Consider the following 21,180-nt stretch of genomic DNA (forward strand, 5'->3'; position numbering starts at 1 on the left):
GCTTCGTTTCCAGATAACCCAGGAGATTTCAAATGCGTGCTCCCTTTCGCTTGATCGGCGGTGTATTGATCGCGTCCTTGCTGACCCAAATGACCGCCTGCGGTTCGATTTTCTACCCCGATCGCCGCGGCCAGATCGACGGCAAGATTGACCCGGCCATTGCCGCGCTGGATGCAGTGGGCCTGCTGTTCTATATCATCCCCGGCCTGATCGCCTTTGCAGTGGACTTCACCACGGGTGCCATTTACTTCGAGCCCGGCCGGACCGCCCAGGTGGCGCCGGAAAAACTCAAGGAAGCCATCGGCGCCGACGGCAAGGTCGATAACCACAAGTTGCAGACTATTCTCGAAAGTGAACTGGGCCGCAGCTTCCCGCTGGACGATCCGCGTCTGATCCAGCACAAGGGCAGCGCCCAGCAACTGGCTATGTTCGGCCTGCAACCGGCTGCATAATTCGTGCATTTGAAGGAACCACAGCACTGATGACGACCCCTACTGACCACGCCCGCCTGCTGCGGCTGGCGACGCGCGCCTCGGTGGCGGTCGCGTGCATATTGATCATCGCCAAAGCCATCGCCTGGTGGCTGAGCGGCTCGGTGAGCATGCTCGCCGGGTTAACCGACTCGGCACTCGACGGCATTAGCTCGCTGCTCAACCTGATGGCCGTGCATTACGCCTTGCGCCCGGCCGACGATGATCATCGATATGGGCACGGCAAGGCCGAATCACTGGCGGGCATGGCTCAGGCGCTGTTCATTGGTGGCAGTGCCGTGCTGATTTCCCTGCAGGCGATCGAACGGTTGAAACATCCGGAACCGATAGGCGCAGCGTGGCTCAGTATCGGGGTGATTGTGTTCTCCCTCGTCCTGACCGTAGCCCTGCTGATGTTGCAGCACCGGGTAATCAAGGCTACCGGCTCCAACGCGGTGAGCGCCGACTCCTTGCATTACCGTTCGGACCTGCTGCTCAACGGCGGCATTCTCGTAGCGCTGGTGCTGGCAGGGTTTGGCTGGCAGCAAGTCGACCCGTGGTTCGGCCTGGGGATCGCTGCTTACATCCTCTGGAGCGCGATCCAGATCGCCCGGGAAAGTTTTGCAGTGCTGATGGATGAAGAATTGCCGACCGATGTCAGCCAGCACATGCTCGAACTGGCCTGCAGCGTACCGGGGGTTCTGGGTGCCCACGACTTGCGCACGCGGATTTCCGGCAACCAGTGGTTCGTGCAATTGCATCTGGAATTGCCGGGGGACTTGACCCTGTCAGTCGCCCACGGCATCAGCGATCAAGCCGCCGATGCGATTCATGCCGTCTACCCGCGAGCCGAAGTGCTGGTGCACGCCGACCCGCAGGAAGTGGTAAAGACCGCCAAGGCTCAGTAACTCACCTGATAACCGCGACTGCTCAGGCAGTTGCCCTGGGCCTGTCGGTAAACTTGCACCACCGACGGATCCGGTCGGTAGGTGGCAGTACGTGGATCGAAACCGCTCTGTTGCACGGCCCAGCGATAACATTCATAAGCGTCCCGGCTGACTTCCTCCGGCGACTGGCCGTTGGCCGGATACGCCACCACGTCATAACCATTGCTCACCGGTGGCGGCTGCACAGGAGGGTCGACCACGACGTAATCCTGAGTGCTCTCCTGATAGGCGTAATATGCGCCGGCCGCCAGGAACAACAGCGTGCCGCCGATCCACACTTCACGGGCGTAATCGGGCAAGTAGCTGACGCGAATCCCGCGAGGCGGCTGAACCACCACATAACGCGGGCCTTGCGGGCGATACCAGTAGCCACCGGAATAGAAATAATCCTGGCCACGATACGGCACGCGGAAGTGACGCTCCTCCGGGAAGCGGTCGATCACGTACCCAGGACGATACTGCGGGCCGGGGCCCCAGCCTGTGCCGTGCCCCTCCGGACGACCGGGCCAGCGACGGTCATCGTGACGCGGCTCCCGCCCCCCGGTCTGCCATGGCTGGTTGTGATTGTTACGCCACGGTTCGTCCTGATAGTAGCCACGCCGCGGTTCCTGGGTCTGGCGCACGGTATCGGGCCGACTCTGGATTGGCAGATTATTACTCGGTTGTTGCGGCGCTCGCTCCTGAACGTTTGGATCGTGTAGCGGACGGTTCTGCCACTGGCCACCCTGAACGCTGGAGTCGTGCGGCGTACGGTTCTGCCACTGGCCGCCCTGATTGTTGGACTCGTGCGGCGCCCGGTTCTGCCACTGGCCACCCTGATTCTGGTCGTGGCGCTCAAATTGGCGGCTGTTGTCGCCACGAATGATTTCGGTGTTCTGCGGGTGTGGCTGATTGCTGCCGCCACGGCCCTGGCCCTGTTCATTGCCCCGATGATCAGGCCCACGCTGCCCGCCATCGGGGCCGCGGTTCTGTGGTTCATCGGCAAGCGATTGTGCAGTGACACTTACACACAGCAAACCAACACCGGCCAAACGCCAGATGCGCGATTTCATGCTTTTCCTCACGGCGGGTTAGGGCCTGTACGTAAGACTGGGAAAGCGCAGGCCGGTTCTGCAACAGGTTATCAGTCACGTAACTTTTTTATTGAGCGGCTTTTTATTAAGGGCATGCCAAATTGCGGGCAAGAAAAAAGGGAGACCCGTCGGCCTCCCTTTGAGAACTTCGTCCGTGCTCGACGCTTATGACGTCGGCTCACCTCACGCCGTCTTCTGGACAGTGTGTAGCTCGGGGGCCGACGCATCCCCGGTGGGGGTGGCGACCGCAGCTGGCCTGATTGGGCGAGCCGCACTGGACTGTTTGTCCGAGCAGTGATTCTGGTGATAAGAATAGGCCCGGAGCACCGACAGAGGATTGCGAAGATTGCTCAAATAAACATCACTTGCGCAATTTTTAACTCAGGATAGATAATCTGCCGCAATAGTTATGACAAAGGCCTGATTGATGAGCAAACTCGACCGATACGACCTGAGTATTTTGGCGGAATTACAGCGCGACGCGCGCATCTCCAATCAGGAGCTGGCCGAACGCATCGGCCTGTCGCCTTCGCCTTGCTCGCGGCGGGTCAAGCAACTGGAAGACGACGGCTACATCTCCCGCCAGGTCGCCTTGCTGGACCGCAAGATGCTCGGCCTGAGCCTGACCGCCTACGTGCTGATCGGCATGGACCGCCATACACCCGAGCGTTTCGAGAACTTCGAAGCCGCCATTCGCACATTACCGCAAGTGCTGGAATGCAGCCTGGTGACCGGGATGGACGCGGATTATCAGCTCAAGGTGGTGGTGCCGGACATGGATCACTATCAGAAGCTGCTGCTGGGGCATCTGACCCGGATTGAAGGGGTGACGAGTGTACGGTCGAGTTTTGTGTTGAACCAGGTGCTTAACAGCACTGAACTGCCTCTAACCCACCTGCGCAGCTGATTGTGGCGAGGGGGCTTGTCGGAACGCCGCACCGCCCCGTTCGGCCGCGCAGCGGTCGTAAAATCAAAGAACGCGGTGTGTCAGGTAAAACTCATGGGCTGGCTTTGGGGCTGCTTCGCAACCCAACGGGGGCAAGCCCCCTCGCCACAATCCGACGCAGGTCAATACCCCGCCAATCCCCCTTGGCGTATACTCCTCCCGCCTTTTTAGCCCCGCCCGCGCTGGAGATGTTCAATGGATCCTGCAGTTTTCGAAGAGTGGATGATGACTGGCCTGGTCAGCATCCTGATCATTTTCATGGGTTTCATCGTCTGGGATCTGGCAAAAAAATCCAAAGCCGGACGCTTCGGCTCGTTCATTCTGTTCTTTGTGCTGGGGTTGGGTGTGGCCGCATTCGTGATCAAAAGCGTGGTCATCGGCCTGATCGAATCCGGCACGCTATAAACGCGCCGGCACTTCCTTCCACTGTCCCTGATCGAGCCCTTCGATCGACCAGTCACCGATTTTGACCCGCACCAGGCGCAACGTCGGCAAGCCGACCGCCGCGGTCATGCGCCGCACCTGACGGTTGCGCCCCTCGCGAATCACCAACTCCAGCCAACTGGTGGGCACGCTTTTGCGAAAACGCACAGGCGGGTTGCGCGGCCACAGCTCAGGCTCATCAAGCTGCCGCGCCTCGGCGGGCAAGGTCATACCATCGTTCAGCTCGACGCCCTCGCGCAAACGCTGCAACTGCTCAGCGGTTGGCTCGCCTTCCACTTGCACCCAGTAAGTCTTGGCCAGTTTGTGTTTCGGGTCGGCAATCCGCGCCTGCAGCTGGCCGTCGTTGGTCAGCAGCAACAAGCCTTCGCTGTCGCGGTCCAGCCGTCCTGCCGGGTAAATCCCCGGAATCTCGATAAAGTCCTTGAGCGTCGCCCGCCCTTCGCCGTCGCTGAATTGCGTCAGCACATCGAAAGGTTTGTTGAACAGAATCAGCTTCGGCTCGGCCGGGGGCGCTTTGGCGATACGGCGCGGGGCGGAAGAAGATGACACAGGCTTCACGCCAGGGCGGCGGGAAACGGGACGTTGAGGACGGGACATGGCGAGAAGAACATCTAACGGTCAGGGCTGCTAATGCTAGTGCCCCAACCGTCAAATGACCATGAGAACAATCAGCGGAACGGCGGCTCGTCGAAGCTGCGCAGTTTGCGTGAGTGCAGCGAGTTGAGCTCGGTGCGCAACAGATCCACCGCCTCGATGCCGATCTTCAAGTGCTGGCTGACCGCGCGCTCATAGAACGCGTTGGCCGACCCCGGCAGTTTGATTTCGCTGTGCAGCGGTTTATCCGACACACAGAGCAACGTGCCATAGGGCACCCGCAAGCGATATCCCTGGGCCGCAATCGTGCCGCTTTCCATGTCCACCGCCACGGCGCGGGACAGGTTGATCAGCGGACGCTCCTGCGCCCAGCGCAGCTCCCAGTTACGGTCGTCGTAGGTCAACACGGTGCCGGTACGCAGGCGTTTCTTCAGTTCGTCGCCCTTCTCACCGGTGATGTTGGCCGCCGCTTGCTGCAACGCCAACTGCACTTCGGCCAAGGCCGGAATCGGAATGTTCGGTGGCACCACCCGGTCGAGAATCCCGTCGCGACGCATGTAAGCGTGTGCCAGCACGTAATCGCCAATGGTCTGCGACTGACGCAAGCCGCCGCAGTGGCCGATCATCAGCCAGCAATGCGGACGCAGCACGGCCAAATGGTCGGTGATGTTCTTGGCGTTGGACGGGCCGACGCCGATGTTCACCAGGGTCACGCCATGGCCGTCGCTGGCGATCAGGTGATAGGCCGGCATCTGGTAACGATGCCAGACCACGCCAGCGGCAATCGCCGAGGCTTCGCTGTGGTCCATGCCCTTTTCGATGATCACGTTGCCCGGCAACACCATGCGTACAAAACGCGGGTCTTTGCGCAGTTGTTCCAGGCCATGAACGATGAACTGGTCGACGTAACGGTGGTAGTTGGTCAGCAGAATCCACGGCTGCACATGCCGCCAGTCGCTGCCGGTGTAGTGCACCAGTCGGCGCAGGGAGAAGTCCACCCGCGCGGCATCGAACAGGGCCAATGGCAGCGGGTCGGTGTTTTCCCAATCGTACAAGCCGTCGGCGATGCCATCGGTGGCGGCCGACAGATCCGTACTCGGGAACACCCGCGCCAGTACCGCCGCCGTAACGCCAGAGCCGGCCAGTTCATCGCCCTGCTCGACCACATACGGATAAGGAATGTTTTGCTGGCTGACACCGACTTCCACGGTCACGGTGAAGTCGTGCATCAACGGAACGAGTTGCTCCAGCAGGTATTTGCGAAAGGCTGCCGGATGAGTGACGGTGACGCTGTAGGTCCCCGGCAATTGAACCTTGGCATAGGCGCGAGTGGTCTGTGGGACTTCGCCCTGGCAGAGGTAGGTCAGACGCAACTCGGGATAACGAAACAGGGCACGCTGTTCAGCGTCCGGCTCGACGCGATCCTTGAGATAACGCTTGAGCGCTTGATTCAGCGCTGTGGTTGCACGCTCGTGCAAGACAGCAAGCCGATCAACGGCTTGCTCGGCGGTTTGAACGACAATAAACGCTTCGGTCACGATCAGCTTCCTGTGTTCTGACTTGCAGACCTTCATCTTGCCTGCATCATCGCTTCACGGGAACAGTGAAAAAAGATCGTAGCCTTCGGCAACTCCTACAGAGGGTCGTCGTACACCTGTAAGAGGCTGCCGAAGGCTGCGATCTTTTCGCCCTTCAGAAGCCCTGCGGGGTCGAGCGAGCCACAATCGCTTCCACATCCACCCCCCGCGGCAACGTTCCATACACTCGACCGGCCGAACCGAGGCGGCTGGCGATGAACGCATCACTGACCGCCGCATTGCCCGCCTCCAGCAACAGCCTGGCCTGAAGCCCCAAGGCGATATCTTCGGTGAGCTGGCGGGCGCGATATTGAATGTCGTCAGTGTCCTTGAACGCCTTCTGCAACTGGCCGATGTGTGTGGCCAGGCGTTTGTCGCCATGGCCATCGCCCAACTCGTTGAACAGCACATCGAGCACGCCCGGTTCTTTCGACAACGCGCGCAACACGTCGAGACATTGCACGTTGCCGGAACCTTCCCACGTCGAGTTGACCGGTGCCTCACGGTACAGTCGCGGCAAGATGCTTTCTTCGACGTAACCGGCGCCGCCCATGCATTCGGCCGCTTCGTTGATCATCGCGGGCGCGCGTTTGCAGATCCAGTACTTGCCCACTGCCGTCACCAATCGAGCGAATTTCGCTTCGTGGTCGTCATCCAGATGATCCAGCGCTCGCCCCATGCGCAGGCTCAACGCCAGGGCGGCTTCGCTTTCCAGGGCCAGGTCGGCCAGCACGTTTTGCATCAAGGGTTGTTCGCTGAGCAACTTGCCACCGACCTTGCGGTGGGCGCAGTGATGGCTGGCCTGGGTCAGGGCCTGGCGCATCAGCGCGCTGGAGCCGACCATGCAATCGAAACGGGTCATGGCGACCATTTCGATAATGGTCGGAACGCCCCGGCCCTCTTCGCCGACCATCCAGGCCAGGGCGCCACGGAACTCCACCTCGCTGGAGGCGTTGGACCAGTTGCCGAGTTTGTTTTTCAGCCGCTGTATGTAGAACTGATTGCGCGTGTCATCCGGACGATGACGCGGCAGCAGGAAACAGGTCAGCCCTTTGTCGGTCTGGGCCAGGGTCAGGAAGGCGTCACACATTGGCGCCGAGCAGAACCACTTGTGGCCCACCAGTTCATACGCCTGGCCCGGCCCACCGCCCCCCACCGGAAACGCCTTGGTGGTGTTGGCCCGCACATCGGTGCCGCCCTGTTTCTCGGTCATCGCCATGCCGATGGTGACTCCGGCCTTATGGGCCATGCCGACATTGCGCGGGTCGTACTCGGTGGCGAGGATTTTCGGCAGCCATTGCCGGGCCAGATCCGGTTGCAGGCGCATCGCCGGGACGCTGGCGAAAGTCATGGTCAACGGGCAACCGCTACCGGCCTCTGCCTGACTGTGCAAATACGTCATGGACGCGCGAGCCACATGAGCGCCCGGTTGCGGATCGGTCCAGGGCAACCCTGTCAGGCCATGCTCCACCGCCGTGTGCATCAACTGGTGATAAGCCGGGTGAAACTCCACCAGGTCGATGCGATGGCCGTAACGGTCATGGCTGACGAACACGGGTTTGTTTTGATTGGCCGCAAACCCGGCCTCCATCAGCGGCCCGCCGGCCAATGCGCCGTAAGCGTCGATCCGCGACTCGGCCCAACCGGCATCGAACCGTCGCGACCATTCCTGCAAAGGCAGGTCGATGCGATAGAGGTTGATGCCGTCCAGCGACGGTGGCTGGTTGGTGACTTCGTGGGTTTCGGCGAACTGATGCAGGTTCATGACGGGGCTCCTTTGGTCAGCCAAGGGCTTCAGTTAAGCACCGCCCCGAGGCTGAACAAAGTGGCATATCTGCCTAAATGTCGGCGCTTTCGCCTTGTCCGGAACAGAGCACCCGTCGATAGAGCGCGGCCTGCAAGTCCTCGAATTTCACCGGTTTGTTCAGGTAGTCGACCACGGTGTCGCTCGGGCAGTGCACTCGGTCCGCACTCAGGGCAATCACGAACACGGGTAATTCGGCGCAACCCGGCAACGCACGGATCCGGCGGCAGATGGAGGCGCTGTCCGCTGGCGGCAACTGGCAATCGAGCACTACCGCGTCAACGACTTCACACTGCAATTGATCGAGCGCAGCAAGGCCATTGTCAGCGGTGCGTACCCGGAACCCGAGCTTGAGCAACATGCCGCGCATCACCAATTGATTGATGCTGTTGTCATCGACCAGCAATACCGTGCACTCCAGGGGCAAGCGCAGGCCGGTGGTCTGCCGGGTGATCGAGGGAGCAGGCTCCACCAACGACAGCTCGAACTCGACGTCGAGCTGGAAGCGGCTTCCACGGCCTGGTTCGGAACGGTGGCTCAGGCGCCCCCCGAGCAATTCGACCAACTGCCGACAGATCGCCAGGCCAACGCCAAGACCGCCATATTCACGGGTCATCGAGCCGTCGAGCTGGAAGAAGCGCTGGTACAGCGTCGCCTCCCCCAGATCGGTAAAACCGATGCCGGTGTCGATCACCGCAAAAGACAGCGCCAGCCGACCGGGCTCCGCCGCCGGTTTACCCGTCACCCGCAGCGCCAGACCACCGACTCGGGTGAATTTGATTGCGTTGTCCAGCAAGCATTCCAGGCATTGCGCCAGCTTGCCGCTGTCGCCGAACAAACGATCCGGCAACCCGGGTGCTACCTCGACCTTGAAGTCCAGCGACTTGCTCGACGCATTGCCATCGAACTGCCCGCGCAAAGACTCGACCATACTGCGCAAGCTGAACGTGTCCGGATAGACCTTGAGCTTGCCGGCCTGCAATTCGGTCAGGGTGAGGATGCCGTTGACCATGCGCATCATGTCCCGCGCCGAACCTGCCGCCGTTTGCTGATACTGCTCCAGCTCTGGGTTCATCTCGACGGTCTGCATCAGCTCCAGCGAACCGATCACACCGTTCATGGGCGTGCGCAGTTCGTGGGTCAACGTGGCGAGGAATTCGTCCTTGAGCCTATTGCTGTGAGCCAGTTGCTGGTTCAGCACCTCAAGCTTCTGGCCGGCGTCGAACAACGTCTGTGCCTGATGCTCGCGCATGGCGTTGATACGATCAGCCAGGGCCAGGGACAGCAACGCCACTTCAAGCGCCGAGCCGATCTGGCTGGCGTACATGGTGAGGAACACGTTGGGCAAATACCCCAACACCATCATCGTGTTGACGACGCCACCGAGCAAAAATGCCGACCAGGCAATGATGAAGTAGCGCGCCACCCTCAAGCCACGCCACCAGGCGAAAACCCCGGCAGCGAAAATCGCTACGGTAAAGACCAGTGCCAACGCCGTCGCCAGACGCAGGGCCAGGGCGTAACTGGTCATCAGAGATAACCCGACCACCAGCGTACTGAACGCGATCAGCGCCAATAGCACACGGTCCAGCCAGCGGCTGTGGGTGGCCGTCCGCAGGAAGCTGCGGGCGAACTGGCTGCCGAACAACCCTGAACAGCCGATGAAGAACGGCGTCGCGGCATTGGCCCACCACGGATTGTTCGGCCAGAAATACTCCACGGCCGCACCGTTCACCGACAGCTGATACAAGCCGAACGAGGCGATGTAGACGATGTAATAGAGGTAACTGGTATCGCGCACACTGAGGAAGATGAACAGGTTGTAGACCAGCATCCCCAGCAACACGCCGTAAATCAGCCCCAGCACATAAAGCCGCACCGGCTGCTCTTCAAGGTAAGCAGTGCTCGACCACAAGGTGACGGGCGCCTGGATCGAGCCTTCGCTTTGCAGACGCAGGTACACGGTTTGCGCCTGCCCGGGCGCAAAGCTCAGACCGAACAGATAGTTGTTCTGACGAATTTCGCGAGTGGCGAACGGCAACGCATCGCCCGTCTGTCGGACCAATTGATAGTCGCCGCCAGCATCGGGCAAGTACAAATCAAGGTGATCGAGGGGTGGATAGGCCAATTCCAGCAGCCAGGTCCGTTGCGCCGACGGATTGGTCGGACGGTATTGCAGGTCGATTTTCAGCCAGAACGCCGAACGCGAATAGCCGGCGTTGAGGGTGGCTTTATCGTGGGGTTTGAAGTGCCCGGCCGCGGCTTGCGCACGGACATCGGCAATGGTCGCTTGACCGCCCGGGTCTTCATAAACCTGCATCGTTCGGCCCAGGGGAAGGCTCTGGGTGAACTCGTCGAACTCGACGGCGCTCGCCAGGAGGGGCAAGCACAACAGCAACATCAGCAAATAGCGCATTTAAGCCCCAGCGTGGCCTGTCCGGTTCTGTCAGGAAGCCCCCCATTCCTTTTGAGTAGACGTAAAACCGGTATTACCTGTTATTGGTTTGGATCCACTCTAGCATAGCCGTTAGTGGCCATTGAACACCATTGAATTTTTTCCTAAAAAGGCTCTAGCACGGGCGTTCCAGCGCTATGTATTGAGCTAGAGCTGTTGGCTTGATCAGGATGTGACAATGTCCCGGCGAGTGATGAACACCTGTGGCGAGGGGGCTTGCCCCCGTTCGGCTGCGAAGCAGTCGTAAATCTGCCGACGCGGTGTTCCAGACAGAAGGCAAAGGGGGCGCTTCGCACCCCAACGGGGGCAAGCCCCCTCGCCACAATGTATCGGCCGGACTGGACGTCGCAACACCCGAAAAACATGTTTGGTGGTAAGCTCGCGCACCATGAATATCTACAGCTCTCGCCCCGTTGTCCTCTGTCTCTCCGGCCACGACCCTAGTGGTGGCGCCGGCTTGCAGGCAGATATCGAAGCCCTGCTTGCCCAGGGTTGCCATGCGGCTCCGGCCGTCACCGCCCTGACCGTGCAAGACACAGTCAACGTCACTGACTTCCGCGTGCTCGATCGCGAGTGGGTACTGGCCCAGGCCAATGCCGTGCTCAACGACTCCGAAGTCGCCGCCGTCAAACTGGGCATGCTCGGTTCCCTGGAAATGGTCGACACCGTGGTCGAACTGCTTTCAGCGCACCCGCATTTGCCAGTGGTCTGCGACCCGGTGTTGCGTGCCGGCGGTGGCGGACGACTGGGCAAGGACGAAGTCGGCTACGCCATGCGCGAACGCTTGCTGCCGTTGTCGATCATCGCCACCCCTAACCTTCCTGAAGCCCGCATCCTCGCCGAACTGCCCGAAGGCACCGCCGACGAGTGCGCGGAAAAACTCCTGCCATTCGTCAAACACCTGCTGATCACCGGCGGCCATGGCGACGAACACGAAATCCACAACCGCCTGTACAGCCGCGACGGTCGCCGCGAAACCTTTACCTGCCAGCGCCTGCCCGGCAGTTATCACGGTTCCGGTTGCACGCTGGCCAGCGCCCTCGCCGGTCGCCTGGCCCAGGGTGAACACCTCGCCAGTGCCGTACAGAGCGCGCTTGACTACACTTGGCGCACCCTGCGAGATGCGGAACAGCTGGGCAAAGGCCAGTTCGTGCCCCGCCGCCTGCCGCTGGATTTCTGTTCGTAACTTTCGATGCGTAAAGCGCAGAGGCTTGTCCGATGAAACTACGTGGCCTGTACGCCATTACCGACAGCCAGCTACTGGCCGGTAAATTTCTTTCGTACGTGGAGGCGGCGCTCGAAGGCGGCGTCACCCTGCTGCAATACCGCGACAAAAGCAGCGACGAGGCCCGCCGCCTGCGCGAGGCCGAAGCCCTGCGCGATCTGTGCGATCGCTACAAGACCCAGCTGATCATCAACGACGACGCCGAACTGGCCGCGCGACTGAATGTCGGCGTGCACCTGGGCCAGACTGATGGCCCACTGATGCCGGTGCGAGCACTGCTCGGGCGTCAGGCGATCATCGGCTCGACCTGCCACGCGCAACTCGAACTCGCCGAACAAGCCGCCAAGGAAGGCGCCAGTTACGTCGCCTTCGGCCGCTTCTTCAATTCCAACACCAAGCCTGGCGCCCCGACATGCAGCCTCGACTTGCTTGATCAGGCCCGCAGCAAACTGCACCTGCCGATCTGTGCGATCGGCGGCATCACCCTGGACAACGCCGCCCCGCTGGTGGCCCACGGGGTCGATCTGCTGGCGGTGGTGCATGGCCTGTTCGGCGCCGAGAGCACGGCTGAAGTGACGCGTCGCGCCCGCGCCTTTAACGAATTGTTCAAATCCTGATTTTGAGAGCCAAATAATGTCTCGTTCCGAAACCCTGTTTGCCAATGCCCAGAAACACATCCCCGGAGGCGTGAACTCGCCTGTTCGTGCGTTCAAGAGCGTTGGCGGCACGCCGTTGTTCTTCAAACACGCCGAAGGCGCCTACGTCACCGACGAAGACGACAAGCGCTATGTGGATTACGTCGGTTCCTGGGGCCCGATGATTCTCGGCCACAGCCACCCGGACGTGCTGGATGCGGTGCGCAAACAGCTTGAGCACGGCTTGTCCTACGGCGCCCCGACCGCGATGGAAACCGAGATGGCCGACCTGGTCTGCTCGATCGTGCCATCGATGGAAATGGTGCGCATGGTCAGCTCCGGCACCGAAGCGACCATGAGTGCGATCCGTCTGGCCCGTGGTTTCACCGGTCGCGACAGCATCATCAAATTCGAAGGCTGCTACCATGGTCACTCCGACAGCCTGCTGGTCAAGGCCGGTTCCGGCGCCCTGACCCAAGGCGTACCGAGCTCGGCCGGTGTACCGGCGGCGTTCGCCAAACACACCCTGACCCTGCCGTTCAACGACATCGACGCAGTAGAAGCCATGCTCGCCGAAGTCGGCCAGGACGTGGCCTGCATCATCGTCGAACCGGTGGCCGGCAACATGAACTGCGTACCGCCGGCACCGGGTTTCCTCGAAGGCCTGCGGACCCTGTGCGACAAGCATGGCGTGGTGCTGATTTTCGACGAAGTGATGACCGGTTTCCGTGTCGCCCTCGGCGGTGCCCAAGCCTATTACGGCGTAACACCGGACCTGAGCACCTTCGGCAAGATCATCGGTGGCGGCATGCCCGTGGGCTGCTTCGGCGGCAAACGCAAAATCATGGAACACATCGCGCCACTGGGCCCGGTCTACCAGGCCGGTACGTTGTCGGGTAACCCGCTGGCGATGGCGGCTGGCCTGACCACGCTGCGTCTGATCAGTCGTCCGGGTTTCCACGCCGAACTGAGCGACTACACCAGCCGCCTGCTCGATGGCCTGCAACAGCGCGCCGATGCCGCTGGCATTCCGTTCGTGACCACTCAGGCCGGCGGCATGTTCGGTCTGTACTTCAGCGGCGCCGACGACATCGTCACCTTCGATGACGTGATGGCCAGCGATGCGAACCTGTTCGGGCGCTTCTTCCATCTGATGCTCGAAGGCGGCGTGTACCTGGCGCCGAGCGCCTTCGAAGCCGGCTTCACCTCGATCGCCCACGGCGAAACCGAGTTGAAACTGACGCTGGATGCCGCCGAACGTGCCTTCGCCGCACTGAAGTAAATCTGCGACGCTGACGTTGGCGATTGCCAGCGTCAGCTTTCACCTACATCCGCTCCCTTTTTCCTGCTCAGCTGCCAATAATCCCCCGCAAAGTGGGTGATATAGTCCCCGCGCAGCAGAAAAACGAGTAAAGACTTTGTAAGGTTGGCCCTGCTTATTTCATAATGCGCGCTTATTGGATCCCTCGACGGGTCCGCGCGCCCCTCAGAGGTAAGTCGATTCCCATGAACCGCACCGGCCGCACCCTTGCATTGGGCTGCCTGTTGCTCCTTCAGCCCCTGCTCGCGCTCGCACAAGCAGGCGGCAACTCGTTGTTGATCCCGGCGATGGGTCGCTGCACCCTCAATACTCAGCCGCAAGACCTGACGCAAGCGCTCGCCGCCTGCCAGAAAGCGTCGGATGAAGGGGATGCGCAAGCGCAATACGAGTTGGGTGAGTTCTACTACGAAGGCAAGAACGTGCCGCGCGACCTCAATAAAGCCCTGAGCTACTTCGAAAAGGCCTCGCTGCAAGGTCATGCCCAGGCGCAATTCAAACTCGGCACCATGTTCTTCCATGGCGAAGGTGTACCGGCCAATAACATTCAGGCGTATATCGTGCTGAAAATGGCTGCGGTCAACGGCGCCGAAGACGCGCTGGACACCGCCGACGAAGTCGCCGAAAAAATGCCCCGCGAAGACCTGGAAGTTGCTACCCAGGTGCTGGGGCAAATTTTCCGTAAATACCTGATGGAATTGCAGAGCGCCGACGGGCGTACGCCGTTTTCACCACTTCCCTGAATTGAACACGCCCCCCTGTGGCGAGGGGGCTTGCCCCCGTTCGGCTGCGAAGCAGTCGTAAAGTCAGCACACGCGGCTTGCCTGGAAGATAGAGGTGGCTGATCTCAGGGCCGCTTCGCAGCCCAACGGGGGCAAGCCCCCTCGCCACAACAAGCTCCTTCAGCCAATCAACCTGCTGCTTACTTCTCAGGCATCGGCATCGGAAACGGCATGACATTACCGACCGCGCCGCGGGCTTCGCTGATTTTCGGCGTGCCGAGGCGCTCGACCTCGTCGATGCGCACGATCGAATGCATCGGCACAAAACTGCGCACAACGCCTTCGAACTGAGCCTTGAGCTTTTCTTCGCTCGGATCGACGACCACTTGCGTGCGCTCGCCAAAGACGAACTCTTCCACTTCCAGGAAGCCCCACAGATCACTTTGATAGATCTGCTTGGCGTACATTTCGAACACCTGGCCCTGATTAAGGAAAATCACCTTGTAGATTGGAGCTTCACGTTTGGTCATGGTGGGCGGGTAACACATCGGGGATAAAAATGAGGGCGCGAACTATAGCATAGCCACCGGACGCGCAGCGGTAGGAACCTTGGGACATGTTCCCTATAATGCGCGGTTCTTTGAATCACGTGATGAATCTTTCCATGGCCAAGAAGCTTTACATCGAAACCCACGGTTGCCAGATGAACGAGTACGACAGCTCGCGCATGGTCGATCTGTTGGGTGAACATCAGGCCCTGGAAGTCACCGCCCGCGCTGAAGACGCCGACGTGATCCTGCTCAATACCTGCTCGATCCGTGAACGCGCCCAGGACCGGGTGTATTCCCAGCTCGGCCGCTGGCGCGAACTGAAACTGGCCAATCCGGAAATGGTCATCGCCGTCGGCGGTTGCGTGGCCAGCCAGGAAGGCGCGGCCATCCGTGATCGCGCTCCGTATGTCGACGTGGTGTTCGGCCCGCAGACCCTGCACCGCCTGCCGGAAATGATCGACGCCGCGCGCGCTACCAAACTGCCGCAAGTCGACGTCTCGTTCCCGGAAATCGAAAAATTCGACCACTTGCCCGAACCGCGCATCGATGGGCCGAGCGCTTACGTGTCGGTCATGGAAGGCTGCAGCAAGTACTGCACCTTCTGCGTGGTGCCTTATACCCGCGGTGAAGAAGTCAGCCGGCCGTTCGACGATGTGATTGCCGAGATCATCCACCTGGCCGAAAACGGCGTGCGCGAAGTGACTCTGTTGGGGCAAAACGTCAACGGCTATCGCGGGACCACTCACGACGGTCGCCTGGCCGACCTGGCGGAATTGATCCGGGTGGTCGCCGCCGTCGATGGCATCGACCGGATTCGCTACACCACTTCGCACCCGCTGGAGTTCTCCGACAGCCTGATCCAGGCCCACGCCGACGTACCGGAACTGGTAAAACACCTGCACTTGCCGGTGCAATCGGGCTCCGACCGAATCCTCGCGACGATGAAGCGCAACCACACCGCGCTGGAGTACAAGTCCAAACTGCGCAAACTGCGGGCCGCCGTGCCGGGGATCTGCATCAGTTCGGACTTTATCGTCGGCTTCCCGGGCGAGACCGAAAAAGACTTCGAACAGACCATGAAGCTGATCGAAGACGTCGGTTTCGACTTCTCCTACTCGTTCGTCTACAGCCAACGCCCGGGCACCCCGGCCGCCGACCTGGCCGACGAAACGCCGGAAGAACTGAAAAAAGAACGCCTGAATGCCCTGCAACATCGCCTGAACCAGCAAGGGTTTGAGATCAGCCGACAAATGGTGGGCTCCATTCAGCGGATTCTGGTTACCGATTATTCGAAAAAAGACCCTGGCGAACTGCAGGGGCGCACCGAGAATAACCGTATCGTCAACTTCCGCTGCGACAATCCGACCCTGATCGGCCAGTTCGCCGACGTGCACATCGACGCCGCGCAACCACACTCGCTGCGGGGTTCGCTGATCCAATAACACCTCGCCTCCTGCGGGAGCCGGGCTTTTGTGGCGAGGGGGCTTGCCCCCGTTGGATCGCGAAGCGGTCCCCAATACTTTGCGACTGCTTCGCAGCCGAACGGGGGCAAGCCCCCTCGCCACAGTTCAGGTGTCAGATTCCGGCATCTTATTTAAGAGCTTTCGCACCCAGGCGACTGGCGTTATCCTTTATTTATCAATATTGCCCCAGGGCGGCTAAATACGACCTTGAACGCACCCATAGAACCACATCGTTTCATCCTCGAGCCTTTTGAAGCTCGCCGCTTCGCCAATTTGTGCGGGCAATTCGATGAGCATCTGCGCTTGATCGAACAGCGCCTGACCATCGAGATCCGCAACCGCGGAAACCAGTTCGAACTGATCGGCGAGCCCAAGCACACCACCTCCGCGGAAAACCTCCTGCGTCGCTTGTACCGGGAAACCAAGGGTACCGAGCTGTCGCCGGACATGGTTCACCTGTTCCTGCAGGAATCGGCCGTCGAGGAACTGGACAACCACTCCCCCGCCGAACCGTCCGTCGCCTTGCGCACCAAAAAAGGCATGATTCGCCCTCGCGGCTTGAATCAACTGCGCTACGTGAAAGAAATCCTCGGTAACGACATCAATTTCGGCATCGGCCCGGCCGGTACCGGCAAGACCTATCTGGCTGTTGCCTGCGCGGTAGACGCACTGGAACGCGAGCAGATTCGTCGCATCCTGTTGGTGCGTCCGGCAGTTGAAGCGGGTGAAAAACTCGGCTTCCTGCCCGGCGACCTGTCGCAAAAAATCGACCCGTACCTGCGCCCGCTCTACGACGCGCTCTACGAAATGCTCGGCTTCGAATATGTCGCCAAGCTAATCGAGCGTCAGGTGATTGAAGTCGCGCCACTGGCCTACATGCGCGGCCGCACGCTGAACAACAGCTTCATCATCCTCGACGAAAGCCAGAACACCACCGTCGAACAGATGAAGATGTTCCTGACCCGGATCGGCTTTGGCTCCACGGCGGTCATCACCGGTGACATCACCCAGGTCGACCTGCCACGCGGCACCAAGTCCGGGCTGCATCATGTGATCGAAGTGCTCAAGGACGTTCCGGGCATCAGCTTCACCCACTTCCAGCCCAAGGACGTGGTGCGCCATCCGCTGGTGCAACGCATCGTCGAGGCGTACGAGCGCTTCGAAAATCGCGCTGCCGATGCCGCGCCAAAGGACACCCCGCACGATGCTTGAGCTTGATCTGCAACTGGCCAGCGACGCACCTGCCCCGAGTGAAGCCGAGTTCCGGAAATGGTGCGAACTGGCCTTGCGCCAGCGCACCGCCGACTCCGAGCTGACCATTCGTCTGGTCGACGAAGAAGAAGGCCGCGAACTGAATCACACCTGGCGGCAGAAGGATTACGCCACCAACGTGCTGTCATTTCCTGCCGATGTGCCGGACGAGTTGCTGGATATCCCGTTACTGGGCGATCTGGTGATCTGCGTGGCCGTGGTCGAGCGCGAAGCCGCCGAACAAGGCAAGGCACTCAACGCCCATTGGGCGCATCTGGTCATTCACGGCTGCTTGCATCTGCTTGGTTACGACCATATAGATGACGACGAAGCCGAAGAAATGGAAGCACTGGAACGAACGTTGCTTGCAGAACTGGGTCATCCGGACCCTTATGCGGACGACGAAACAGACACATCCCCTATCGTTACAACAAAGGATTCAGAGTAATCGCTATGAGCGAAGATCGATCGAGCAACGGGCAGAAGTCTTGGCTGGGTAAGCTCACCCAGGCTTTTGCCCACGAGCCGAAAAACCGCCAGGAGCTGCTGGAGCTGCTGCGCGATGCACACCAAAACAAGTTGCTGGACAGCGAAGCGCTGGCCATCGTCGAAGGCGCCATCCAGGTTGCAGACCTGCAAGTACGGGACATCATGGTCCCGCGCTCGCAGATGATCAGCATCAAGGCGACCCAGACACCTCGCGAGTTCCTGCCCGCCGTGGTCGACTCGGCCCACTCCCGCTACCCGGTGATCGGCGAAAGCCATGATGACGTGATGGGCGTGTTGCTGGCCAAGGACTTGCTGCCGTTGATCCTCAAGGAGAACGGTGACAGCTTCAACATCAAGGACCTGCTACGCCCGGCCACCTTCGTGCCCGAGTCCAAGCGCCTGAATGTGCTGCTGCGCGAATTCCGCGCCAACCATAACCACATGGCCATCGTCATTGACGAATACGGCGGCGTGGCCGGTCTGGTGACCATCGAAGACGTGCTCGAACAGATCGTCGGTGACATCGAAGACGAGCATGACGTCGAAGAAGACAGCTACATCAAGCCGCTGCCCAGCGGTGACTTCCTGATCAAGGCCCTGACGCCGATCGAGAACTTCAATGAGTTCTTTGACAGCGAATTCTCCGACGACGAATTCGACACCGTCGGCGGACTGGTGATGAGCGCGTTCGGGCACTTGCCAAAACGCAACGAAATCACCGAAATCGGCGCCTATCGCTTCCGCATCCTGAACGCCGACAGCCGTCGGATTCATTTGCTGCGTCTGACACCTATAGCTCGGTAACTCTAAGGATTGAAATGCGCTGGATGACCCGCCCCGGCTGGCCCGGTAACCTGCTGGCCGTGGCGGCCGGTGCACTCACCACCCTGGCCTTGGCGCCATTCGATATCTGGCCGCTGGCATTGCTGGCGGTCGGTTTCTTTTACGCCGGCTTGCGCGAGCTGAGCCCCCGTCAGGCCCTGGGCCGTGGCTGGTGTTTCGGTTTCGGCCTGTTTGCCGGCGGAACCAGCTGGATCTACTACAGCATTCACAACTTCGGCGGCGCATCTGTACTGCTGGCCGGGTTCTTGATGCTGCTCTTCACCGCAGCGATTGCCTGGTTCTTCGCCTTGCCCGCCTGGATTTGGGCGCGCTGGCTGCGCCGTAACGAAGCGCCGCTGGCCGATGCCCTGGCGTTTGCGGCGCTGTGGGTGGGTCAGGAAGCCTTTCGCGGCTGGTTCCTCACCGGTTTCCCATGGCTCTATTCCGGTTACAGCCAGCTCGACGGCCCATTGGCCGGTCTCGCACCGGTCGGCGGAATGTGGCTGATTTCATTCGCACTGGCCCTGACCGCCGCGCTGATCTACAACGCACCGCGCCTGATTCGCACCGCTCGCAAGGGCTTTATTGCCGCTGGCGTGTTGCTGCTGGCCGGCCCGTGGGTGATCGGCCTGGCGCTCAAGGAACACGCCTGGACCAGCCCTTCGGGTGCGCCGTTGAGCGTCGCGGCGATTCAGGGCAACATCGAACAAAGCATGAAATGGGACCCGTCGCAGATCAACGCGCAGCTGGCGCTGTACCGCGACATGAGTTTCAGCTCCAAACCCGTCGACTTGCTGATCTGGCCGGAAACGGCGGTCCCGGTACTCAAGGAGTCCGTCGAGGGCTATCTGGACATGATGGGCAGCTTCGCTGCAGAGCGTAAGTCCGCGCTGATTACCGGTGTACCGATTCGACAGGAAGTCCATCACGAAAAGCGCTACTTCAACGGCATTACCGTTGTCGGTGAAGGCGATGGCACTTACCTGAAGCAGAAACTGGTGCCATTCGGCGAATACGTTCCGTTGCAGGAAGTCTTGCGCGGCCTGATCGCGTTCTTCGACCTGCCGATGTCCGACTTTGCCCGTGGACCGGCCGATCAACCGCTGCTACAGGCCAAGGGCTACCAGATTGCGCCGTACATCTGCTACGAAGTGGTCTACCCGGAATTCGCCGCCGGCCTCGCCGCCCGCAGCGATTTGCTGCTGACCATCAGCAACGACACCTGGTTCGGCACCTCGATCGGCCCATTGCAACACTTGCAGATGGCGCAGATGCGGGCCCTTGAGGCCGGCCGCTGGATGATCCGCGCCACCAACAACGGTGTGACCGGCCTGATCAACCCGTTTGGTCAGATCACTGCCCGGATCCCGCAGTTCGAACGCGGTATTCTGTACGGCGAAGTAGTGCCAATGCATAACCTGACGCCGTATCTGCAATGGCGCTCGTGGCCGTTGATCATCATTTGCTTGCTGTTGTTTGGCTGGGCGTTGATGGCCAACCGGATGGCGAAGACCGTTTAACCCGGCAGGATCATTCCCATGCACTGGCGTGGGAATGATCACTCCTCAACAGGCTCGCCTCGATAGAACATCCAATACCCGACCTGCCCCACGAGCTCATTCATCAACTGCCCCGATTGCCAGATCGATTTGAATTCCGGCATCCAGCCACCCAGCGGCCGCGCATTGTCCACGCCTAAAAACCCCACCGGCGCCGGCACCACCTCAAATCCGGCCTGCTCAAAGCTCCAGACCGCCCGCGGCATATGCCACGCCTGAGTCACGACCACCACCCGTTTGATCCCCTGCGGCAACAATACCTGGGCGCTGAACTGCGCGTTTTCCCAGGTTGTGCGGCTGCGCCCTTCCTGCCAGCGTACCGTCACGCCAAAATCATCGAGCAACGAATCCGCCATCAGCTGCGCTTCAGTCGGCGGTGTCCCGTAATGCAGGCCGCCGCTGGCCAGAATCGGCAAGCCGGAGGCCTTGGCCAGACGCGCGGCATAACGCTCGCGCCCAAGTCCTACGCCGGTGGGCTGGTCGACACCCCAGGCCAGGTCGCCACGCTCACGCCCGGAACCCAGCACCACGATCGCGTCGGCGCGCTGGCCCAGGGTGGCCCATTCCTCGCGCACGAGCGGCGGCTCGCGCTCCAGAACCCTGGCAGTCCACTCCACCATGACTGGCAGGCTCATCAACCAGAAGCCGCCCACCCCCATAACGAAGCACGCTCCCGCCAGCCTCGGCCTTGAGCGGCGCCACCACCAGGCGAGTACCAGTAACAGCAAAAGAACGCCGGGCGGCAATAGAAGTTGTTTAATGAAATAACGAAAAGGCATCGGGCATCTCCATAGATGCCCGAAGCCTAAGTGGGTTAACGCAATGCGACAACAAA

General features: G+C 60.6%; 20 protein-coding genes. 13 read left to right on the forward strand and 7 right to left on the reverse strand.

Annotated elements, in window-relative coordinates; translation table 11 throughout:
• Positions 1 to 32 precede the first annotated feature (32 nt).
• Positions 33 to 452, forward strand: a complete 420-nt coding sequence (locus AC1DQM_RS24425; RefSeq protein WP_018925778.1) for a hypothetical protein — start codon at positions 33 to 35, stop codon at positions 450 to 452.
• A 29-nt stretch (positions 453 to 481) separates the two neighbouring features.
• A complete protein-coding gene (locus AC1DQM_RS24430) occupies positions 482 to 1,378 on the forward strand; it encodes a cation diffusion facilitator family transporter (RefSeq protein WP_477746973.1) in 897 nt (298 codons plus the stop codon).
• Here AC1DQM_RS24430 and AC1DQM_RS24435 read toward each other — a convergent pair.
• Complete coding sequence (locus tag AC1DQM_RS24435) at positions 1,372 to 2,469, reverse strand: DUF6515 family protein (RefSeq protein ID WP_138866352.1); 1,098 nt, start codon at positions 2,467 to 2,469, stop codon at positions 1,372 to 1,374. The genes AC1DQM_RS24430 and AC1DQM_RS24435 overlap by 7 nt on opposite strands.
• A gap of 448 nt (positions 2,470 to 2,917) precedes the next feature.
• Here AC1DQM_RS24435 and AC1DQM_RS24440 point away from each other — a divergent pair, with 448 nt between their 5' ends.
• Both AC1DQM_RS24440 and AC1DQM_RS24445 read left to right on the forward strand, forming a co-directional pair.
• A complete protein-coding gene (locus tag AC1DQM_RS24440; protein WP_007937367.1) occupies positions 2,918 to 3,397 on the forward strand; it encodes an Lrp/AsnC family transcriptional regulator in 480 nt (159 codons plus the stop codon).
• A 234-nt stretch (positions 3,398 to 3,631) separates the two neighbouring features.
• Positions 3,632 to 3,841 (forward strand): DUF2788 domain-containing protein, encoded by a 210-nt coding sequence (locus tag AC1DQM_RS24445; protein WP_007937369.1) that lies wholly within the window; start codon positions 3,632 to 3,634, stop codon positions 3,839 to 3,841.
• Here the strand turns inward: AC1DQM_RS24445 and AC1DQM_RS24450 are convergent.
• The 4 genes from AC1DQM_RS24450 to AC1DQM_RS24465 form a co-directional block, all read right to left on the reverse strand.
• Positions 3,836 to 4,402, reverse strand: coding sequence for a pseudouridine synthase (locus AC1DQM_RS24450; RefSeq protein WP_167331180.1), 567 nt, complete (start codon positions 4,400 to 4,402; stop codon positions 3,836 to 3,838). The genes AC1DQM_RS24445 and AC1DQM_RS24450 overlap by 6 nt on opposite strands.
• A gap of 146 nt (positions 4,403 to 4,548) precedes the next feature.
• Positions 4,549 to 6,048 (reverse strand): AMP nucleosidase, encoded by a 1,500-nt coding sequence (amn, locus tag AC1DQM_RS24455; protein ID WP_477746974.1) that lies wholly within the window; start codon positions 6,046 to 6,048, stop codon positions 4,549 to 4,551.
• 118 nt (positions 6,049 to 6,166) lie between these two features.
• Entirely contained in the window at positions 6,167 to 7,816 is a 1,650-nt protein-coding gene (locus AC1DQM_RS24460; protein WP_477746975.1) for an acyl-CoA dehydrogenase family protein, read from the reverse strand.
• A 73-nt stretch (positions 7,817 to 7,889) separates the two neighbouring features.
• The gene (locus tag AC1DQM_RS24465; protein WP_477746976.1) at positions 7,890 to 10,271 is read right to left on the reverse strand and encodes a hybrid sensor histidine kinase/response regulator; all 2,382 of its coding nucleotides are present in this window, start codon (positions 10,269 to 10,271) and stop codon (positions 7,890 to 7,892) included.
• A gap of 427 nt (positions 10,272 to 10,698) precedes the next feature.
• Here AC1DQM_RS24465 and AC1DQM_RS24470 point away from each other — a divergent pair, with 427 nt between their 5' ends.
• From AC1DQM_RS24470 to AC1DQM_RS24485, 4 genes are all read left to right on the forward strand, one after another.
• The gene (locus tag AC1DQM_RS24470; RefSeq protein WP_019581334.1) at positions 10,699 to 11,496 is read left to right on the forward strand and encodes a hydroxymethylpyrimidine/phosphomethylpyrimidine kinase; all 798 of its coding nucleotides are present in this window, start codon (positions 10,699 to 10,701) and stop codon (positions 11,494 to 11,496) included.
• A 32-nt stretch (positions 11,497 to 11,528) separates the two neighbouring features.
• A complete protein-coding gene (thiE, locus tag AC1DQM_RS24475; protein ID WP_018925770.1) occupies positions 11,529 to 12,152 on the forward strand; it encodes a thiamine phosphate synthase in 624 nt (207 codons plus the stop codon).
• A 16-nt stretch (positions 12,153 to 12,168) separates the two neighbouring features.
• Positions 12,169 to 13,452: a glutamate-1-semialdehyde 2,1-aminomutase gene (hemL, locus tag AC1DQM_RS24480; protein WP_018925769.1), complete on the forward strand. Its 1,284-nt coding sequence runs from the start codon at positions 12,169 to 12,171 to the stop codon at positions 13,450 to 13,452.
• A gap of 224 nt (positions 13,453 to 13,676) precedes the next feature.
• Positions 13,677 to 14,231 (forward strand): tetratricopeptide repeat protein, encoded by a 555-nt coding sequence (locus AC1DQM_RS24485; RefSeq protein ID WP_018925768.1) that lies wholly within the window; start codon positions 13,677 to 13,679, stop codon positions 14,229 to 14,231.
• Positions 14,232 to 14,410: 179 nt separating this feature from the next.
• Here the strand turns inward: AC1DQM_RS24485 and AC1DQM_RS24490 are convergent, their stop codons facing one another.
• Positions 14,411 to 14,740 (reverse strand): DUF1820 family protein, encoded by a 330-nt coding sequence (locus AC1DQM_RS24490; protein WP_003185742.1) that lies wholly within the window; start codon positions 14,738 to 14,740, stop codon positions 14,411 to 14,413.
• Positions 14,741 to 14,874: 134 nt separating this feature from the next.
• Between AC1DQM_RS24490 and miaB the strand changes: the two genes are divergently transcribed.
• The 5 genes from miaB to lnt all read left to right on the forward strand — a co-directional run bounded on the left by miaB (position 14,875) and on the right by lnt (position 20,306).
• The gene (gene miaB, locus AC1DQM_RS24495; protein WP_477746977.1) at positions 14,875 to 16,203 is read left to right on the forward strand and encodes a tRNA (N6-isopentenyl adenosine(37)-C2)-methylthiotransferase MiaB; all 1,329 of its coding nucleotides are present in this window, start codon (positions 14,875 to 14,877) and stop codon (positions 16,201 to 16,203) included.
• A gap of 228 nt (positions 16,204 to 16,431) precedes the next feature.
• Positions 16,432 to 17,436, forward strand: coding sequence for a PhoH family protein (locus AC1DQM_RS24500; protein WP_019020889.1), 1,005 nt, complete (start codon positions 16,432 to 16,434; stop codon positions 17,434 to 17,436).
• Complete coding sequence (gene ybeY, locus AC1DQM_RS24505) at positions 17,429 to 17,923, forward strand: rRNA maturation RNase YbeY (RefSeq protein WP_018925765.1); 495 nt, start codon at positions 17,429 to 17,431, stop codon at positions 17,921 to 17,923. Before AC1DQM_RS24500 ends, ybeY begins: the two co-directional genes overlap by 8 nt.
• Positions 17,924 to 17,928: 5 nt before the next feature.
• The gene (locus AC1DQM_RS24510) at positions 17,929 to 18,768 is read left to right on the forward strand and encodes an HlyC/CorC family transporter (RefSeq protein ID WP_007909641.1); all 840 of its coding nucleotides are present in this window, start codon (positions 17,929 to 17,931) and stop codon (positions 18,766 to 18,768) included.
• A gap of 14 nt (positions 18,769 to 18,782) precedes the next feature.
• Positions 18,783 to 20,306 (forward strand): apolipoprotein N-acyltransferase, encoded by a 1,524-nt coding sequence (lnt, locus tag AC1DQM_RS24515; protein ID WP_477746978.1) that lies wholly within the window; start codon positions 18,783 to 18,785, stop codon positions 20,304 to 20,306.
• Between the two features lie 38 nt (positions 20,307 to 20,344).
• Here lnt and AC1DQM_RS24520 read toward each other — a convergent pair whose 3' ends face one another.
• The gene (locus AC1DQM_RS24520; protein ID WP_019581338.1) at positions 20,345 to 21,124 is read right to left on the reverse strand and encodes a YdcF family protein; all 780 of its coding nucleotides are present in this window, start codon (positions 21,122 to 21,124) and stop codon (positions 20,345 to 20,347) included.
• Positions 21,125 to 21,180: the final 56 nt, after the last annotated feature.

It is taken from the genome of Pseudomonas sp. 01L34, from assembly GCF_056400265.1.